The sequence below is a fragment of the Pseudoalteromonas luteoviolacea H33-S genome (genome assembly GCF_001625695.1).
GTDB classification, from domain to species: Bacteria; Pseudomonadota; Gammaproteobacteria; order Enterobacterales; family Alteromonadaceae; genus Pseudoalteromonas; species Pseudoalteromonas luteoviolacea_B.
Genome location: NZ_AUXY01000035.1, coordinates 21,031 through 36,978, shown reverse-complemented (window position 1 = coordinate 36,978; position 15,948 = coordinate 21,031). Strand labels below are relative to the sequence as shown.

Below are 15,948 nucleotides of genomic sequence, written 5' to 3'. Positions count from 1 at the left end.
TTGATGAGAAATTTTGGTTTTATCTTTTTGATACTTCTCGCCCTGTTAGGGTTCTCTTCAGTCTTTGTCGTGACTGAAGGTCAAAGAGCGATTGTATTATTATTCAGTAAGGTTCAAAAAGACAGCTCAGATAACGCGGTTGTGTATGAACCAGGCTTACACCTTAAAGTGCCTTTCTTTAGCCAAGTTCGTCACTTAGATGCGCGTATTCAAACGCTCGATGGCGCGCCTGACCGCTTTGTAACAAGCGAGAAAAAAGACCTTATCGTCGACTCTTATGTAAAGTGGCGCGTAAGTGACTTCTCTAACTATTACTTGCGTGCGCGTGGTGATAAGCAATATGCAGAAACACTACTTAAGCAGAAAGTGAACAACGGTCTAAGAACAAACTTTGGTTCTCGTACCATTAAAGAGATTGTATCTGGTGAACGTAGTGAGCTGATGGCAGAAGCGCTTGTTCAAGCATCTGAGAGTGCACAAGAGCTTGGTATTGAAGTACTGGATGTACGTGTGAAGCAGATTAACTTACCTAATGAAGTAAGTAATTCTATCTTCCAGCGTATGCGTGCTGAGCGTACTGCTGTTGCAAAAGAGCACCGCTCTGAAGGTCAAGAGAAAGCGGAAACAATTCGTGCAGAGGTTGATAGACGCGTAACGGTTATGTTGGCAGATGCTGAGCGTAATGCGCGTACTGTACGAGGTGAAGGGGATGCTGAAGCTGCAAACATCTATGCGCAAGCTTACAACAAGGACCCTGAGTTTTTCGGTTTTATCCGCTCATTAGAGGCATATAAGAAAACTTTCACAAGCAAGAGCGATGTGATGGTACTTTCGCCTGATAGTGAGTTTTTTGACTACATGAAGCAAAAGGACAGTAAGTAACCTTTGTGCTTGTAATGTCATTTAACTGAAATAAAAAGCCCGCGTTATGTCGGGCTTTTTTGTATTTATTTCAAACAGTTTTATCTAATATCAAATTGACTGAAGAAAAATCATTCGAAACAGGGTGATTTCCACCTGCCTTTTCTGGTAAAATCTGCGCCTAATTTTTTCTAAGTGATATTGCAATGGGTAAAAACGTCGTTGTATTAGGCACCCAATGGGGTGACGAAGGTAAAGGTAAGGTTGTTGACTTACTTACGGATAAGGCTTCTTTAGTTGTACGCTATCAAGGTGGACACAACGCAGGCCATACTTTGGTAATTAATGGTGAGAAAACTGTATTACACCTAATTCCATCAGGTATTTTACGTGACAACGTAAAGTGTGTGATTGGTAACGGCGTAGTACTTGCTCCTGATGCGTTAATGAGAGAAGTTAACATGCTTGAAGAACGTGGCGTACCAGTGCGTGACCGTCTTCTTATCAGTGAAGCATGTCCTCTGATTCTTCCTTACCATGTTGCGCTAGACCAAGCGCGTGAACTTGCACGTGGCAACAAAGCAATTGGTACAACTGGTCGTGGTATCGGTCCAGCTTACGAAGATAAAGTTGCGCGTCGTGGCCTTCGTGTTGGCGACCTATTCAACCCTGAGCAATTCGCTGCAAAGCTTAAAGAAGTGATTGAGTACCACAACTTCTCACTAGAGCATTATTACAAAGTTGAGCCAGTTGACTTCCAGAAGACATATGATGATGCGATGGAAATTGCAGAGATCCTTAAGTCAATGGTTGTTGATGTAACTGAGCTGCTTGACCAGACTCGTGAAAAAGGTGACAACATCTTATTCGAAGGTGCACAAGGTACATTGCTTGATATCGACCACGGTACATACCCGTATGTTACATCTTCGAACACAACGGCAGGTGGTGTAGCAACAGGTGCTGGTTTTGGTCCACTAAACCTAGACTATGTACTTGGTATTGTTAAAGCTTACACAACACGTGTAGGTTCAGGTCCTTTCCCTACAGAGCTTTACGATGGTCTAGATAAGCAAGATCCAGTTGGTAAGCACTTAGGTGAAAAAGGTCACGAGTTTGGTGCAACGACAGGTCGTTTGCGTCGTACTGGTTGGTTTGATGCAGTTGCTATGCGTCGTGCAGTCCAAATCAACAGCATCACAGGCTTCTGTTTAACAAAGCTAGATGTACTTGATGGCATTGAGACGATTAAGATCTGTACTGGTTACCAGCTTGAAGATGGTACGGTTACTAACGTAACGCCATTAGCTGCTGAAGGTTACGAGAAGGTAACACCAGTATACGAAGAGATGCCAGGTTGGAGCGAAAATACGTTCGGTGCAACTTCTGTTGAGCAGCTTCCTGAAGCTGCAATCAATTACATCAAACGCTTAGAAGAAATTACGGGTGTACCAATTGATATCATTTCAACAGGTCCAGACCGTGTAGAGACTATGATTGTTCGCAACCCATTTGGTGAATAATTAAAGTTAAAAAAAAGCTGCTACGGCAGCTTTTTTTATGCCTGAAATAAGCTTCCCATGATAATTTGGTACGCTTTTTGTATTCATATTTTTAGACTCATATTAAATGCTAAAAGTTATGATTAAAACACTTCGACTCCCTTTATTACTGCTCGGTTTTAGTTTCGCTGGACACGCTTTGGCCAATGAACAAATTGAAGCTGTTCCTTTGTATACGCAAGATGAATTGATCACTTTAATCAACAATAACCAACATCTACAGCGAGTAAAAGCAGATGATTGCCAATTGGTACAAGATATTGAAGCCCGAGCAGAAATAATGGGTTTGCCTTCGTATCAATTTTTGTATGGTGATATGTTAGCGTACGCTGTGTGTGTTGAGCGTGACGTGGAGCTTGGGTTATATTACATGCGCCAAGCTGCTCAGCAAGGCTTAGCGGCAGCACTGGAGCAATTAGGGCGCTATTATGATGTAGGTCAACTTGTACAAGCAGACAAAGCCATGGCCATAGTTTATTTACGTGAAGCTGCTGCACTTGGTAACTTAAAGGCGCAGTTACGTTTGGTGGGGTTATTTAATCAAGGGTTTGGCAGCCCGAGAGATTATGAAGATGCTTATCGTTGGCTATTCCACGCGGTTGTTGCTGATAAATCAATACATAAGCAAATTGAAATGGCACTGGCAAAATTGGCAAAAAAAATGCCCGAGAGTGTGATTAAACGGGCAAGAATGCTTAATTAGTTTATCGGTTTAGCTATTGAGCTTTTCTCCAATAGAAGCTTCTTTATTTACTGAGTCCTTTAAAATTGACATTTTTGGCGGCTGCAAAGCCAAAATTCTGTCACCTTGCTCTGGTTGTTTTTTATCTTCAGACGTAAAAGGTCTAATTGACAGTGGATCATCTTCTTTTTTCTGCTCAGAAATAATAAATAGTGGGATTGCCTCTTTATTCACTTCTAAATATTGCTCCCAGCTAAACTCCTCAGACAATCGAGTTGCACTTACCTTGCCGCCTTTTGCCATTAGGCTACTAAGCTTGGCGTAGTTGCCTGTATCACCAAATAATATTTGACGAGATAAAAATGTCGCGCTGTCTTTATTGGCTTTTGCATGGTTAGTCGAAGACTTTAATGAGTAAACGCTTTGCTCATCTAGCAGATGCGAAAAGTATTGTACGCCGAGTGCGTTATGGTGCCTATTAGGCGACAGTGCCAATACAGAGTGAAGGCTGGTAAGCGGCAGGTAGCGCTCTGCATGCTCTGATTGAGGGTTACCATAGTAGCAAGGTAATCCGTCCATTCTTGCCATCTTGCAGTTTTCCCAAGCGGGATCTGATAAGTAGACATCAATACTTTGCTCTTTTAGCCCGCATGCTATGGCTCTAGCTACGTGATTAGCGCCTATGATGAGTAAAGTATTCGGACTGGGTTGCCTAACACCGAGTAAACGAGCTAATGGTGTGGCAGTGAGACTCTGTAAGATCACCGTGACTATGATGACAGTAAAAATCAAAGGTACTATTTTTGCCGCATCAGGATGACCAGATTGTGCCATGCTCAGAGCAAAGACTGAGCCAACTGCAGCAGCCACGATACCGCGAGGTGCAATCCAGGCAAGCATGAGTCTAGATTTAAAAGGAATATCACTGTTAAACGTTGATACGGCAATGCTCAGTGGCCTTGCGACAAATAATACGACGGCAAGAAACCAAAAGATGCCGCTGTCTAACATCATGAGTTCCTCAAGTTTTAATCGCGCTGCAAGTAAAATGAATAGACTAGAGATTAAGATCATGGATAAGTCTTCTTTAAATTCAAGCACAGCGTCAATTTCCAAATCATCTTGATTAGCAAGCCATATCCCAAAAATAGTGACTGCGAGTAACCCTGACTCATGGCTTAAGTGATTTGATAACGTAAAGCTCATAAGCACTAACGCCAATATGCCAAATTTATGTAGCTCAAATGGCAACCACTCTTTGCGAATGATCAAGCTAGTAAACCAGCCAGAAATAATGCCTACGCTGAGCCCGACACCGAGCGTAGAAAACAAAGCCATTAAGGTGTGACTAAACACCCCGTCTTTCCCAACCAAGCTGACAGCTTCGAACACTAAAACAGCGAATAATGCGCCAATAGGGTCAATGACTATCCCTTCCCAACGTAAGATTCTATCAATATCCTTGGTTGGACGCATTGCATTGAGCATTGGAGCAATGACTGTCGGACCAGTAACGACCAAAACTGCGCCAAGTACTGCAGCCACAGGCCAATCAAGCTCTAACACATAGATGGCACAGGCCGTAATGATGATAAATGTGGTCAGCATGCCGATTGAGCATAAGTTTCTAACCACCTTGCCAATGCCTTTTAGCTCCCTAAAATGAAGTGTTAATGAGCCTTCAAAAAGAATAATGGCGACAGACAAGGAAACGACGGGAAAGAGTAAGTCCCCAAGTAATTGGTCAGGATCTAACACCCCGGATACCGGGCCAAGTAATAAACCGGTTAATAATAAAAACAAGATTGCGGGTACTTTAGCAACCCATGCTAGCCATTGGGCAAATACAGAAAATATGGCAATCGCGGCAATATAAATAGCCGACATAAACTCTCCAGCCTAGTTAGCTCATTGAATATTAGTATAGTGTTAGCTCGGTTATATCATAGTAAATAAGTCAAAAAAGAGAATAAGTTATTAAAATTTCGCTATTTTTATCATTCCTCATGTCATTAATAGAAGGTCGACTTGGTCTAAGAAGTGGATGTGATTTAAACAATATTCACTTTACCCGAAGCTTTGAACATGCGTATTATCAATGAGAGTGTAATGGCTTATAAAGCCCTGCATTTAAGTACTAGGAATGAGAGAAAAGAGAATGACGTTAATCACAAATTTAGCAAAAAATGCTGCTATTGCTGCGAAAAAGCTCGCTATATTGGATACTGAGCAGAAAAATACCATATTGAATGCGATGGCTGCGGCTATTCGAGCAAGTAAATGCGAAATTCAACAAGCTAATGAATTAGACCTACAAGCGGCTAATGAAAATAACTTGTCTGCGGCAATGATAGATCGCCTCACTTTAACCCCTACACGTATTGAAGATATGGCATCAGGGCTGGAGGATGTCGCGCAGTTACCAGATCCTGTAGGAGAAAAGCGAATACTAGGTAAACAAGCAAGTGGCATAGAAGTGCAAAAAATGCGTGTACCACTTGGGGTTATTTGCATGATTTACGAAGCAAGACCGAATGTAACCGCGGATGCGGGCGCATTGTGTTTCAAATCTGGTAATGGGGTAATATTGCGAGGTGGCAAAGAAGCGTTGAACAGCTCGTTGGCCATTGCTAACACACTGCACAACGTACTGAAAGAGTATGACTTGCCAGCTGAATTAATCACGGTTGTGCCAGACCCAGATAGGGCTTTGCTGCTTGAACTGATGCAGCAAAAAGACGATATCGATTTGGTGATACCGCGCGGTGGTGAAGGGCTGATTGAATTTGTGACTAAACATAGCGCTATTCCGGTGATCCAACATTTCAAAGGCGTGTGTCACCTATACGTTGATAAGGATGCTGATCTCGACATGGCGATTGCGCTGTTACTGAATGGTAAAACACAAAGAACAGGCGTATGTAACGCGTTAGAGGGCTTGTTAGTTCATCAATCTATTGCGCCAATCCTTTTACCAAAAGTGCGTGAAGTATTAAGTCAGGCAGGGGTTCAGGTGCATGCTTGCCAGTCTTCGGCTGCTTATTTTAGCTGTGCAAATATCTTATCAGACGATCAATTTGGTCAAGAATATCTAGGGCTTGAAATTGCGGTTCGCATTGTTGAGGATTTAGCTGGGGCGTTGGCGCATATTGACCAATTTGGTAGTCATCATACAGAAGTGATCTGCACAAGCTCAGCGCAAGCGGCTCAACAGTTTCAAGCGCAAGTTGATGCATCAGTGGTGATGGTCAACGCGTCTTCACGATTTAGTGACGGCGGTCAATTAGGTTTAGGTGCAGAAATTGGCATCGCAACAACTAAGTTACACGCTTATGGTCCAATGGGACTTGAGTCTTTAACAACAGAAAAATATTTAGTAAACGGATCTGGAAATATCAGAGAGTAGAAAAGTGGTGGAGCTAAGCAGGATCGAACTGCTGACCTCCTGCGTGCAAGGCAGGCGCTCTCCCAGCTGAGCTATAGCCCCACTTTATTTGGGAATATCTAAAAGAAAAATTGGTGGAGCTAAGCAGGATCGAACTGCTGACCTCCTGCGTGCAAGGCAGGCGCTCTCCCAGCTGAGCTATAGCCCCAACATGTCTTTTGGACGAGGCGAAATTTAAAGGCTTTTGCACCTCGCGTCAAGTTTTTTTCTTAAAAAACTCAAAAATACGACTAGCTTTGGTACACTGGGGCAAAATTATGGATAGGAAAATTATGAGTCGTCTATTTTTGTTGCTCTTGTCAACCCTTTTGGTAGCTTGCAGCTCTGTACCAAAGCCAGCCTTCGAAGTTGAAAAGCAAACTTTGCATAAGCGTAAAAATGAAAACGGGCAGTCGGAATTTGCTTTCGTCGTTACGGTAAAACGCACTCCGCAGATGGAATTAGCTAAAAACAAACCAATTACAAAAAAACAGCTAGAAAAATTCTCAGAGTTTAAACGGGTTGAGGAATCACCGGAGTTAAAATTAGCTTTAGAAGATAAAGCGGTCAGCCTATTACAGCAAGCACTAAAAGACGAAGCCTATTGTCAGGCAGGTTACAATATTGACAATGTGTACTGGCGTCAACGCAGTGTGCAATTGCGAGGGCGTTGCTTGTGAGTTTACCTAGCTCTGACTTACTTGCTGAGCAATTAGCACAGCTAGGCATTGACTATATAAGCTATCAACATGTGCCTTTGGATAATTGCACCATAGCAAATGAGATTGGTCTTGAAAGAGCAGGGGTAGGGTTAAAAAACCTATTTCTGAGAGATAATTATGGTAAACGTCATTTTTTGGTCATTACATTATCTGACAAACAATTAGATTTAAAAACACTGTCAAAACAACAAGGTGTATCTCGGTTAGGGTTTTGCTCTAGTGAGCGGTTAGAAAAATACTTAAAAGTGAAGCCCGGCTGTGTTTCCGCCTTGGCAACACTCAACGATGAGCATAAGCAGGTCGAATTATGGCTTGATAGGGAGTTAACACACGCTGAGCAATGGCAGTGCCACCCATTTGAAAATGACAAAACATGGGTACTAACGCTTGAAGATTTAAAAGTCTTTTGGCAAAACAGTGGTCACGAGCCTAGCTGGGTTACTTTGCCAGAACGGTAATTGAGCAATGTTAAATAGCCTCCGGTTATACAGACAAGCAACAAACTCAATAAAAAGACGTGCATGCCATAAAGTTGATAAATGAAGCCGGGTACAAAAGTGCCCAGTGCACCTCCACAGTAGTAAAATGATACATACGCACCATTAGTGACACCGGCATTGGCTGTACTGATTTCATTGGCCAAAGGCGCAGCGCTTGCATGTATCATGAACATACAGGCGCAAAACAATGTGAACATCGCGACAAATGTATCTAAATTACGCCACTGCATAATCAGTAAACTTGTTGAATATACAGCGAATAAGACGCTTAAAATCAGCCAATTGTTACGTGAGATCTTGGATAAAAAAGGCGTTAACATGGAGATAATTGCGCCAATTAAATAACCGCTGTAAACCCAAGCTATGGTAGATGGGTCCTTTATGTCATATTCATTACTTAAAATAAAAGGTAAGTAATTAAGTAAGGCTGAAAAACAAAAAAACATACAAAATACCGCGCTGTATAAGCGCAGTAGTTGAGTTGTTTTTAACGGCTTTAGATAGTCTTTTGGAGAGATAATTGGCTTGGCATCGTTTTGCTCTTTAGGTGTGGGGCGGATCATCAACGCGAGCACGATCAGTAACCCTGCATTGAACAGGTAAAAACTCTCAAATCCCCACCAGTTAGTAAAGTTTGCTGCTAATGCGCGCCCTGCATAACCACCAACTATGGTACTACCCACATACCATGTCATTTTTTCTCGAAGGTTTTGTCCCTGCCAAGTTTGGCCAATGTAGCTTGTCATAGATGTGAGTGCCGCCGGAAGCATTAAGCCTTCGATAAATCGCATGAATAAGAAGATTTCGAATTGCTGAGTGACGCTAATGACGAGGCAGCATACTGCTAGCGCAAGCATGGTGTATCGCAACATTGTTAACTTACATCGCCGAGTTAAAACCAGACCATAGAAAATAGGCGCTACAGCAAGTGGTAGCATGGTGACTGTCATTAATAGCCCTGCTTTGGCTGGACTGACTTGGTAGTGTTCGGCGAACATGGCCAATAACGGTTGTGGGGCATACAACACAAAAAATACAACGATTGAGCACGATAGCAAATGAAATATGGGCATGTTCTAGTTTCTTAATTTGAGTGCAATATTATTATCTACTTTTGACGACGCTTTTGCTCTAAAAAGAAGTAAAAACTTGTTATACATCATAAATTACTTCGATGAACTTGGTAGATTAGTGGGCAGAGGACAAGGGAAGGTGTTTGTTTCCTATATTTGTCAGGTTGTTTTACTGCGTCATGAGAGAAATTATTTAGAGATTTGCCCAGTTTGGTATTAAAATGGCGGCAAGTTTAGATTGATGGAGTGACATGATGGGTTCTCTACAGGATCAGCTGTTAAAAGCCGGTTTGACAACTGAGCACAAAATGAAAGTTGCTAAAACGGAAAAGCGCAAACAGCAAAAGAAGAAAAAGAAAAAAGGCGCAACGAGCGACCAAACGGATCTGCAAAAGCATATTGAGCAGACCAAGCTTGCACAGCAGCAAAAAGCAGAAGCGCTGAATAAAGCAAAACAAGATGACTTAAAAGAACGTGAGCAAGTTGCTCGTGTGAAGCAAATTCTTGAGCATCATAATCAAGAAGAAATTAGGGGCGACCGCACATTTAACTTCACTTTCGAAAATAAAGTAAAGGAATTAGATGTTAATGAGTCGACACAGCAAGCTTTATCCAAAGGCCGCTTGGCCATTTGTGTATTGGAAAGTCAGTTTTATGTACTGGAAGATGAGCCTGCGAGAAAAATTGCCGAAGTCGATGAAAAGTATATTGTTTTCCATGTAGAAGACACCAGTGATAAAAAGGACGATGATGATCCGTATGCGGATTTCGAAGTCCCTGATGACTTAGTCTGGTAGTTTATTTATCTCATTTTTCTTTATTGACTCGGTTCATTTTTTAAATCCGAATAAGTAATTGTGTAGAGCGGCTTTGGGTCTACTACACTGGTTAAATAACCGTCAAAAAAGAGAAATGATATGATGAAGATAAAGCAATTTGTGTTCGCATCGGTAACGACTGCAACTATATTGGCATCCGGCAATGTGGCAGCGGCAGATGGTAAGGCTTTGTACACTGCGAAAATGTGTCAAACGTGCCATGGGGCAGAAGGTAAGGCGCCTATTATGCCGCTATATCCAAAGGTCAATGGACAAAGCAAAGAGTACACGTTGGCGCAGATGAAAGACATTAAATCTGGTAAACGCACCAATGGGATGTCTGCTGCGATGAAGGCCATGGTGGCAAGTGTCTCTGATGCTGAACTTGAAGCAATTGCTGAGTATCTATCAACAGTCAAATAAGTGATTCAAATTTAGGATCAATATAAAAGCCACCTTTGGGTGGCTTTTTAGTACCGAATTAATTTACGCAGGATGACTCCTGTGTGTTGAACTATTTTTTTTTGTGATTTAGACTTCTAAACATCTAAAATCGCCATGTTGAGTATAAGGAGCCGTGATGTTCGAGTTACCCGAGTTAAAGCTAAAGGGAAAGGTAAGTGAAGAAGAGTGGAAACTACGTGTTGATCTTGCAGCTTGCTATCGCTTAGTAGAGCATTTCCGTTGGGGTGATTTAATTTATACTCATATGTCAGCCAGATTACCCGGGACAGATCAATACTTAGTCAATGCGTTTGGCTTAAGTTTTGATGAGGTCACTGCCTCTAATCTTGTAAAGGTAGACCTGCAAGGCAATATTCTTGATGATACACCGTTTGAAATAAATCCTGCGGGCTTCACAATTCACAGTGCAATTCACGAAGTTCGAGAGGATGCGCATTGTGTGATTCATTTGCACACCAAAGAGACGATAGCTGTGGCTAGTCTTGAAGGTGGACTGCAGCCATTGAGCCAGCACAGTATGTTCTCGTTGCCATCACTGTCTTATCATGGTTATGAGGGACTTGCTGTGAATGACGATGAAAGAGCTCGTTTGCAGTCGGATCTCGGTGATACTAATCACATGCTCCTAGTCAACCATGGTGGTTTAACAGTGGGACCAACAATTGGTGACGCTTTCATGCGCTTTTTTGATTTACAACGTGCGTGTGAAATTCAAGTCGCAATTATGTCGACTGGTCAGCCAGCTATACAAGTACCACAACCAATTCAAGATAATATATACAAACAAGCTAAAGTCGTGCACAGCGGCAGTACCGGTGGTCAAGTTGCTTGGCCAGCAATGCTGAGAAAAGCATATCGCTTAGATCCGGGCTTTGCTCAATAGGAGTCATAATGAAAGTAAATCGCGTCGAAGTATTTGATATACATTGTCCAGACAGACCAGCTTGGACACCTGTCTTTGTGAGAGTCCACACAGATGAAGGGATCTCAGGAGTGGGTGAAGCTGGACTTGCTTACGACTTAGGTCATAGTGCTGCTGCAAGTATGATTAAAGAGATGGCAGAAGCATTCTTGATTGGCCATGACCCATTTCAAACTGAGCTTTTGTGGTCTCGTATGTTGAGAGAGAGCTTTTGGGGACTGGGTGGCGGACCTGTGGTGTATGCAGCGATGAGTGCGATTGACACTGCGCTTTGGGATATCAAAGGTAAGGCGTTAAAGCTACCGGTTTATCAGCTGCTAGGTGGTAAAGTAAACCCAGAGCTACGCACTTACGCATCACAGCTACAGTTTGACTGGGATGATGAATTCAAAGCACTTGTACAGCCACATGAGTATGCTGAAGCGGCACACAAAGCATTGGCTGAAGGCTATGACGCGGTGAAAGTTGACCCTATCATGTATGATAAAGATGGCAATACATATTACGATCGTACTAAGTTGATTTCTCGTGGTGAAATGAAACTTTATCGTTCACGTATGAAAGCCATTCGCGAAGCGGTTGGCGATGAAGTGGACATTATTTTTGAATGTCACAGTTTGCCAGGTGCAACATCGGCAATTCAAATTGCAGAAATTGCAGAAGAGTTTGACTGCATGTACTACGAAGAGCCAGTGAACTACTTAAACCACTCACTACACGCTAAAGTTGCTAATAAAACGGCTGTACCAATTGCCGGCGGCGAGCGTTTGTATAATCGCTGGGATGTAAGGCCTTACTTTGAAGATCAAAGTATTGATGTATTACAACCTGATATTGGTTTATGTGGTGGTTTTACTGAAACGAAGAAAGTATGTGACTATGCAGATATTTTTGATATCCGCATTCAAGCGCACGTATGTGGTGGCCCAGTTGCAACCGCAGCTTCATTGCATCTAGAAACGGCCATTCCTAACTTCTTAATCCATGAACACCATACTTATGCGATTAAAAAGTGGAATAGAGAGCTTTGTCTTCAAGATCCCCAGCCAGAAAAGGGTGTGTTTAAAGTCTCGGAAGAGCCTGGTATCGGTATTGAACTGAATGATGAAGTTGTGATGCGATCACAACGCGTTGAAATAAAATAACATATTTTATTTGTAAATAAAAAACCCAGGCTGTGCCTGGGTTTTTCGTATTCAAAGAATGCGTTTGCTTATTTAAGCAGAGACTCTGTTAGTACAGGGCGGATCTCTTTAACAATTGCTTGGCACAGCTTCGGTGCACCACAAATGATGTTACCGCTGTTGTTGTAGTTTGCACCACCTGCAAAGTCCATTAACATGCCGCCAGCTTCTTTTACTAATAGCTCACCTGCCGCTGTATCCCATGGCTTAAGACCAATTTCATAAAAACCGTCAATACGACCAGCTGCAACATATGCCATATCTAGTGCGGCAGAACCTGCACGACGGATGTCCGCTGTATGAATGAATAGCGCTTTAAATGCTTCTGTGTATGCATCTAAGTGGTGCTTTTGTTTGAATGGGAAACCTGTCGCTAATACGCTGCCAGCCAGTTCGTTGCTTTTCGTTACACGAATACGTTTGTTGTTTAACTGTGCGCCTTGACCACGAGAAGCGGTGAATAATTCGCTGCGAACTGGATCATAGATAACAGCCTGTTCTACACGGCCTTTAACTTTAAGTGCAATTGAGATTGCGAAGTGAGGGATACCCTTGATGAAGTTAGTTGTGCCATCAAGTGGATCGATAACCCAAAGGTAATCATTATCTTTGCCATCAGTGTGGCCAAGTTCTTCTCCAACGATTGCGTGGTCAGGGTAAGATTTTAAAATAGTGTCTCGGATCACTCGTTCAGCTTCAGTATCAACACTTGTCACGAAGTCGTTTGTACCTTTTTGAGTCGCTTCAACTTGAGACAGATCTTCAGTTGCACGTAAGATCACTTTACCCGCGTTACGCGCAGCGCGTACCGCAATGTTTAACATTGGATGCATAGCATTACCTTTGAATTGTAAAAGAACTAAATTTTTTGAGCCGGCGTATTCTAGCTATTTTTTCGATAAAGTAAATAACTTTGCAATAAAAAGGTTGGTGTTTTTTTGTTCAAATGGTTTGGTGGTTTGATCCTGTCAACCTATGGTAAACTACGCCATTATTTTTGTCTGAGATAAATAGCATGGCATTACAAGATATTAGAATCGTACTTGTGAATACTTCACACTCTGGAAATATTGGCTCAGTTGCGCGCGCAATGAAAACCATGGGCTTTTCAAAACTGTACTTAGTAGATCCTGCTTGCGAGGTAGATAGTCACGCGAGCGCGTTGGCTGCGGGTGCAACAGATGTACTTGGTGATGCTGTCACTGTCGATAAGCTTGAAGATGCTATTGCGGATTGTAGTTTAGTTATAGGTACCAGCGCGCGTTCTCGTACTTTATCTTGGCCGATGGTAGACCCAAGAGAGTGTGCACAGAAGTTGGTCGCAGAGTCTAATGACGGTCCTGTGGCGCTCGTGTTTGGTCGAGAAAATAGCGGTTTGACCAATGAAGAGTTGCAGTTATGTAATTATCACGTCTGTATTCCGGCGAATCCTGAATATAGTTCATTGAATTTGGCTATGGCAGTGCAAACATTAGCGTATGAAACGCGCATGACCTTCTTAGATACGCAAGATGCCAAGCCCGAAGAAGACGATACGAAATACCCAACATCAGAGCAAATGGCTTTATTCTATGAGCACCTTGAGTCAACGCTAAACGATACAGGCTTTATTGTTAAGCAGCACCCAGGCATGGTGATGACCAAACTAAAACGCCTATTCAACCGTGCAAGACCTGAAGATCAAGAGTTGAATATCCTACGTGGTATTCTGAGCTCGGTGAATAAATCGACAAAATAAAGCAATGTATCAAGATTAGATACTTTCATCACAGTAATACTTGACTAAATTACTCGGGTAATTACAATACCAATAATACCTGATTAAATTAGTCAGGTATTTGAGTAAAGACACTGAGTAAGTAGTAACTTATTTTATAAGCAATAGATGTCGTTAATACTTGACTATCTTAGTCAGGTAATTACAATTTGCGGCATTTGATGAAGGTAACCTAGAGGCGCGTATGAAACTGACTTCAAAAGGCAGGTATGCGGTAACTGCAATGCTCGATGTTGCGTTGCATGCCAATATTGGCCCTGTGCCTCTGGCAGATATTTCTGAACGTCAGGAAATATCTCTATCATATTTAGAACAATTATTCGCACGTCTTCGTAAAAATGGACTCGTGAGCTCAGTGAGAGGTCCAGGTGGTGGCTATTTACTGGGTCGCGATGCACATACGATTTCTGTTGGTGATGTGATTAATGCGGTGGACGAGTCTGTTGATGCAACTCGATGTCACGGTGAAGGCGGTGGTTGCCAAAGCGGTATGCGTTGCCTGACACACACGCTATGGTCCGATTTAAGTGTGCGAATAGAAGAATTTTTAAACAGTATTTCCCTTGCCGAGCTTGTTTCAAACTCTGATGTGCAATCAGTTGCATCACGTCAGGATAGAAACGTAAGCGATGCGATGAAGCAATTAGATAATATTCAAGTGAGTTGCCAATTATAATTGGCGTCTAGCGGAGAAAGAAATGAAATTACCGATATATTTAGATTATGCTGCAACCACGCCGGTTGATCAGCGTGTTGCAGATGAAATGATGCAATGCCTGACAATGGATGGTAACTTTGGTAATCCTGCGTCCCGTTCACACCGTTTTGGTTGGCAGGCCGAAGAACTTATTGACCAAGCGCGTAATGATATCGCTGATTTAATTAATGCTGACCCGCGCGAAATCGTATTCACATCTGGTGCGACTGAGTCAAACAACCTAGCAATTAAAGGTGCTGCGAACTTCTATCAGAAGAAAGGCAAGCACATCATCACAGTAAAAACTGAGCACAAAGCGGTTATCGACACGTGTCGTGAGCTTGAGCGTCAAGGTTTTGAAGTAACTTATATGGACGTTGAAGAAAACGGCCTGTTAGACCTGAAAAAGCTTGAAGATGAAATTCGCGAAGACACTATTTTAATCAGTGTCATGCACGTAAATAACGAGCTAGGTGTTATTCAAGACATCGCAACAATTGGTGAGATGTGTCGTGAACGTAAAATTATGTTCCACGTTGATGGTGCACAAAGCGCAGGTAAAGTAGCGATTGATATGAAGCAGCTTAAAGTTGATTTCATGTCATTCTCAGGCCACAAAGCGTATGGTCCAAAAGGTATCGGCGCATTATATGTTCGCCGTAAGCCTCGCGCACGTTTAGAAGCACAAATGCACGGCGGTGGTCATGAGCGTGGTATGCGTTCAGGTACTCTTGCGACACACCAAATTGTAGGCATGGGTTCTGCTTTTCGTATTGCAAAAGAAGATTTCGAAAAAGATTATGCACACATCAGCGCACTTCGCCAGCGTCTGATCGATGGCATCATGGATATGGAAGAAGTGTACTTTAATGGCACTGTCGACCAATCTGTACCAGGTATTGTAAACATCAGCTTTAACTATGTTGAAGGTGAGTCACTTCTGATGGCTGTAAAAGATATTGCAGTATCATCAGGTTCTGCTTGTACATCTGCAAGCCTTGAACCGTCTTATGTACTTCGTGCATTAGGCCGTAACGATGAGTTAGCACACAGCTCAATTCGTTTCAGTATTGGCCGTTTTACTACAGAAGAAGAAATTGATTACACCATCAAACTTATCAAAGACTCGATTGGTCGTTTGAGAGAAATGTCTCCTCTGTGGGAAATGTTTAAAGACGGTATTGATTTAGATTCAGTTGAATGGGCACACCATTAAACAAGACAGCTTGTATGGACTGTAGCAAGTATATAAGCGGTTAGT

General features: G+C 42.4%; 16 protein-coding genes and 2 tRNA genes. 13 read left to right on the top strand and 5 right to left on the bottom strand.

Features of this window, described 5'->3' with window-relative positions; genetic code table 11:
• The first annotated feature begins 3 nt into the window (after positions 1 to 3).
• From hflC to N477_RS01935, 3 genes are all read left to right on the top strand, one after another.
• Positions 4 to 882: a protease modulator HflC gene (gene hflC, locus N477_RS01945; RefSeq protein WP_063360944.1), complete on the top strand. Its 879-nt coding sequence runs from the start codon at positions 4 to 6 to the stop codon at positions 880 to 882.
• A gap of 185 nt (positions 883 to 1,067) precedes the next feature.
• On the top strand, positions 1,068 to 2,384 hold the full coding sequence (locus N477_RS01940; protein ID WP_063360943.1) for an adenylosuccinate synthase: 1,317 nt from the start codon (positions 1,068 to 1,070) through the stop codon (positions 2,382 to 2,384).
• Positions 2,385 to 2,502: 118 nt separating this feature from the next.
• Positions 2,503 to 3,126: a tetratricopeptide repeat protein gene (locus N477_RS01935; protein ID WP_063360942.1), complete on the top strand. Its 624-nt coding sequence runs from the start codon at positions 2,503 to 2,505 to the stop codon at positions 3,124 to 3,126.
• Positions 3,127 to 3,135: 9 nt separating this feature from the next.
• On the opposite strand, the gene N477_RS01930 is transcribed toward N477_RS01935, so the two are convergent.
• Positions 3,136 to 4,992 carry a cation:proton antiporter gene (locus tag N477_RS01930; RefSeq protein ID WP_063360941.1) on the bottom strand — a complete coding sequence of 619 codons (1,857 nt, stop codon included), beginning with the start codon at positions 4,990 to 4,992 and terminating at the stop codon, positions 3,136 to 3,138.
• A 271-nt stretch (positions 4,993 to 5,263) separates the two neighbouring features.
• Here N477_RS01930 and N477_RS01925 point away from each other — a divergent pair, with 271 nt between their 5' ends.
• A complete protein-coding gene (locus N477_RS01925) occupies positions 5,264 to 6,511 on the top strand; it encodes a glutamate-5-semialdehyde dehydrogenase (RefSeq protein ID WP_063360940.1) in 1,248 nt (415 codons plus the stop codon).
• A gap of 5 nt (positions 6,512 to 6,516) precedes the next feature.
• On the opposite strand, the gene N477_RS01920 is transcribed toward N477_RS01925, so the two are convergent.
• Both N477_RS01920 and N477_RS01915 read right to left on the bottom strand, forming a co-directional pair.
• Positions 6,517 to 6,592: transfer RNA gene (locus tag N477_RS01920), tRNA-Ala, on the bottom strand.
• Between the two features lie 30 nt (positions 6,593 to 6,622).
• Positions 6,623 to 6,698 (bottom strand) — tRNA-Ala (locus N477_RS01915).
• A gap of 124 nt (positions 6,699 to 6,822) precedes the next feature.
• On the opposite strand from N477_RS01915, the gene N477_RS01910 reads away from it, so the two are divergent.
• A complete protein-coding gene (locus tag N477_RS01910) occupies positions 6,823 to 7,209 on the top strand; it encodes a hypothetical protein (protein ID WP_196760565.1) in 387 nt (128 codons plus the stop codon).
• Entirely contained in the window at positions 7,206 to 7,709 is a 504-nt protein-coding gene (locus N477_RS01905; RefSeq protein ID WP_419555227.1) for a prolyl-tRNA synthetase associated domain-containing protein, read from the top strand. The genes N477_RS01910 and N477_RS01905 overlap by 4 nt, the downstream gene beginning before the upstream one ends.
• On the opposite strand, the gene N477_RS01900 is transcribed toward N477_RS01905, so the two are convergent.
• The gene (locus tag N477_RS01900) at positions 7,673 to 8,824 is read right to left on the bottom strand and encodes an MFS transporter (protein WP_063360937.1); all 1,152 of its coding nucleotides are present in this window, start codon (positions 8,822 to 8,824) and stop codon (positions 7,673 to 7,675) included. The two genes, N477_RS01905 and N477_RS01900, sit on opposite strands and share 37 nt — an antisense overlap.
• A gap of 254 nt (positions 8,825 to 9,078) precedes the next feature.
• Here N477_RS01900 and N477_RS01895 point away from each other — a divergent pair, with 254 nt between their 5' ends.
• The 4 genes from N477_RS01895 (at position 9,079) to N477_RS01880 (ending at position 12,174) form a co-directional block, all read left to right on the top strand.
• Positions 9,079 to 9,621, top strand: a complete 543-nt coding sequence (locus N477_RS01895; RefSeq protein WP_063360936.1) for a DUF2058 domain-containing protein — start codon at positions 9,079 to 9,081, stop codon at positions 9,619 to 9,621.
• Positions 9,622 to 9,744: 123 nt separating this feature from the next.
• Positions 9,745 to 10,065, top strand: a complete 321-nt coding sequence (locus N477_RS01890; protein WP_419555230.1) for a c-type cytochrome — start codon at positions 9,745 to 9,747, stop codon at positions 10,063 to 10,065.
• A 157-nt stretch (positions 10,066 to 10,222) separates the two neighbouring features.
• On the top strand, positions 10,223 to 10,990 hold the full coding sequence (locus N477_RS01885) for a class II aldolase/adducin family protein (protein ID WP_063360934.1): 768 nt from the start codon (positions 10,223 to 10,225) through the stop codon (positions 10,988 to 10,990).
• 8 nt (positions 10,991 to 10,998) lie between these two features.
• Complete coding sequence (locus N477_RS01880) at positions 10,999 to 12,174, top strand: mandelate racemase/muconate lactonizing enzyme family protein (RefSeq protein ID WP_063360933.1); 1,176 nt, start codon at positions 10,999 to 11,001, stop codon at positions 12,172 to 12,174.
• Between the two features lie 68 nt (positions 12,175 to 12,242).
• Here the strand turns inward: N477_RS01880 and suhB are convergent, their stop codons facing one another.
• Positions 12,243 to 13,046, bottom strand: a complete 804-nt coding sequence (gene suhB, locus N477_RS01875; RefSeq protein WP_039611807.1) for an inositol-1-monophosphatase — start codon at positions 13,044 to 13,046, stop codon at positions 12,243 to 12,245.
• 182 nt (positions 13,047 to 13,228) lie between these two features.
• On the opposite strand from suhB, the gene trmJ reads away from it, so the two are divergent.
• From trmJ to N477_RS01860, 3 genes are all read left to right on the top strand, one after another.
• Positions 13,229 to 13,951, top strand: coding sequence for a tRNA (cytosine(32)/uridine(32)-2'-O)-methyltransferase TrmJ (gene trmJ, locus N477_RS01870; protein WP_063360932.1), 723 nt, complete (start codon positions 13,229 to 13,231; stop codon positions 13,949 to 13,951).
• A 223-nt stretch (positions 13,952 to 14,174) separates the two neighbouring features.
• A complete protein-coding gene (iscR, locus tag N477_RS01865; RefSeq protein WP_039611805.1) occupies positions 14,175 to 14,666 on the top strand; it encodes a Fe-S cluster assembly transcriptional regulator IscR in 492 nt (163 codons plus the stop codon).
• Between the two features lie 22 nt (positions 14,667 to 14,688).
• Positions 14,689 to 15,903: an IscS subfamily cysteine desulfurase gene (locus tag N477_RS01860; RefSeq protein WP_039611804.1), complete on the top strand. Its 1,215-nt coding sequence runs from the start codon at positions 14,689 to 14,691 to the stop codon at positions 15,901 to 15,903.
• The last annotated feature ends 45 nt before the right edge of the window (positions 15,904 to 15,948 follow it).

What these genes read in the sequence shown, in the direction of transcription:
- hflC (WP_063360944.1), top strand. Translation starts at nt 4, where the DNA reads ATGAGAAATTTTGGTTTTATCTTTTTGATACTTCTCGCCCTGTTAGGG.
- N477_RS01940 (WP_063360943.1), top strand. Translation starts at nt 1,068, where the DNA reads ATGGGTAAAAACGTCGTTGTATTAGGCACCCAATGGGGTGACGAAGGT.
- N477_RS01935 (WP_063360942.1), top strand. Translation starts at nt 2,503, where the DNA reads ATGATTAAAACACTTCGACTCCCTTTATTACTGCTCGGTTTTAGTTTC.
- N477_RS01930 (WP_063360941.1), bottom strand. Translation starts at nt 4,992, where the DNA reads ATGTCGGCTATTTATATTGCCGCGATTGCCATATTTTCTGTATTTGCC.
- N477_RS01925 (WP_063360940.1), top strand. Translation starts at nt 5,264, where the DNA reads ATGACGTTAATCACAAATTTAGCAAAAAATGCTGCTATTGCTGCGAAA.
- N477_RS01910 (WP_196760565.1), top strand. Translation starts at nt 6,823, where the DNA reads ATGAGTCGTCTATTTTTGTTGCTCTTGTCAACCCTTTTGGTAGCTTGC.
- N477_RS01900 (WP_063360937.1), bottom strand. Translation starts at nt 8,824, where the DNA reads ATGCCCATATTTCATTTGCTATCGTGCTCAATCGTTGTATTTTTTGTG.
- N477_RS01895 (WP_063360936.1), top strand. Translation starts at nt 9,079, where the DNA reads ATGGGTTCTCTACAGGATCAGCTGTTAAAAGCCGGTTTGACAACTGAG.
- N477_RS01890 (WP_419555230.1), top strand. Translation starts at nt 9,745, where the DNA reads ATGAAGATAAAGCAATTTGTGTTCGCATCGGTAACGACTGCAACTATA.
- N477_RS01885 (WP_063360934.1), top strand. Translation starts at nt 10,223, where the DNA reads ATGTTCGAGTTACCCGAGTTAAAGCTAAAGGGAAAGGTAAGTGAAGAA.
- N477_RS01880 (WP_063360933.1), top strand. Translation starts at nt 10,999, where the DNA reads ATGAAAGTAAATCGCGTCGAAGTATTTGATATACATTGTCCAGACAGA.
- suhB (WP_039611807.1), bottom strand. Translation starts at nt 13,046, where the DNA reads ATGCATCCAATGTTAAACATTGCGGTACGCGCTGCGCGTAACGCGGGT.
- trmJ (WP_063360932.1), top strand. Translation starts at nt 13,229, where the DNA reads ATGGCATTACAAGATATTAGAATCGTACTTGTGAATACTTCACACTCT.
- iscR (WP_039611805.1), top strand. Translation starts at nt 14,175, where the DNA reads ATGAAACTGACTTCAAAAGGCAGGTATGCGGTAACTGCAATGCTCGAT.
- N477_RS01860 (WP_039611804.1), top strand. Translation starts at nt 14,689, where the DNA reads ATGAAATTACCGATATATTTAGATTATGCTGCAACCACGCCGGTTGAT.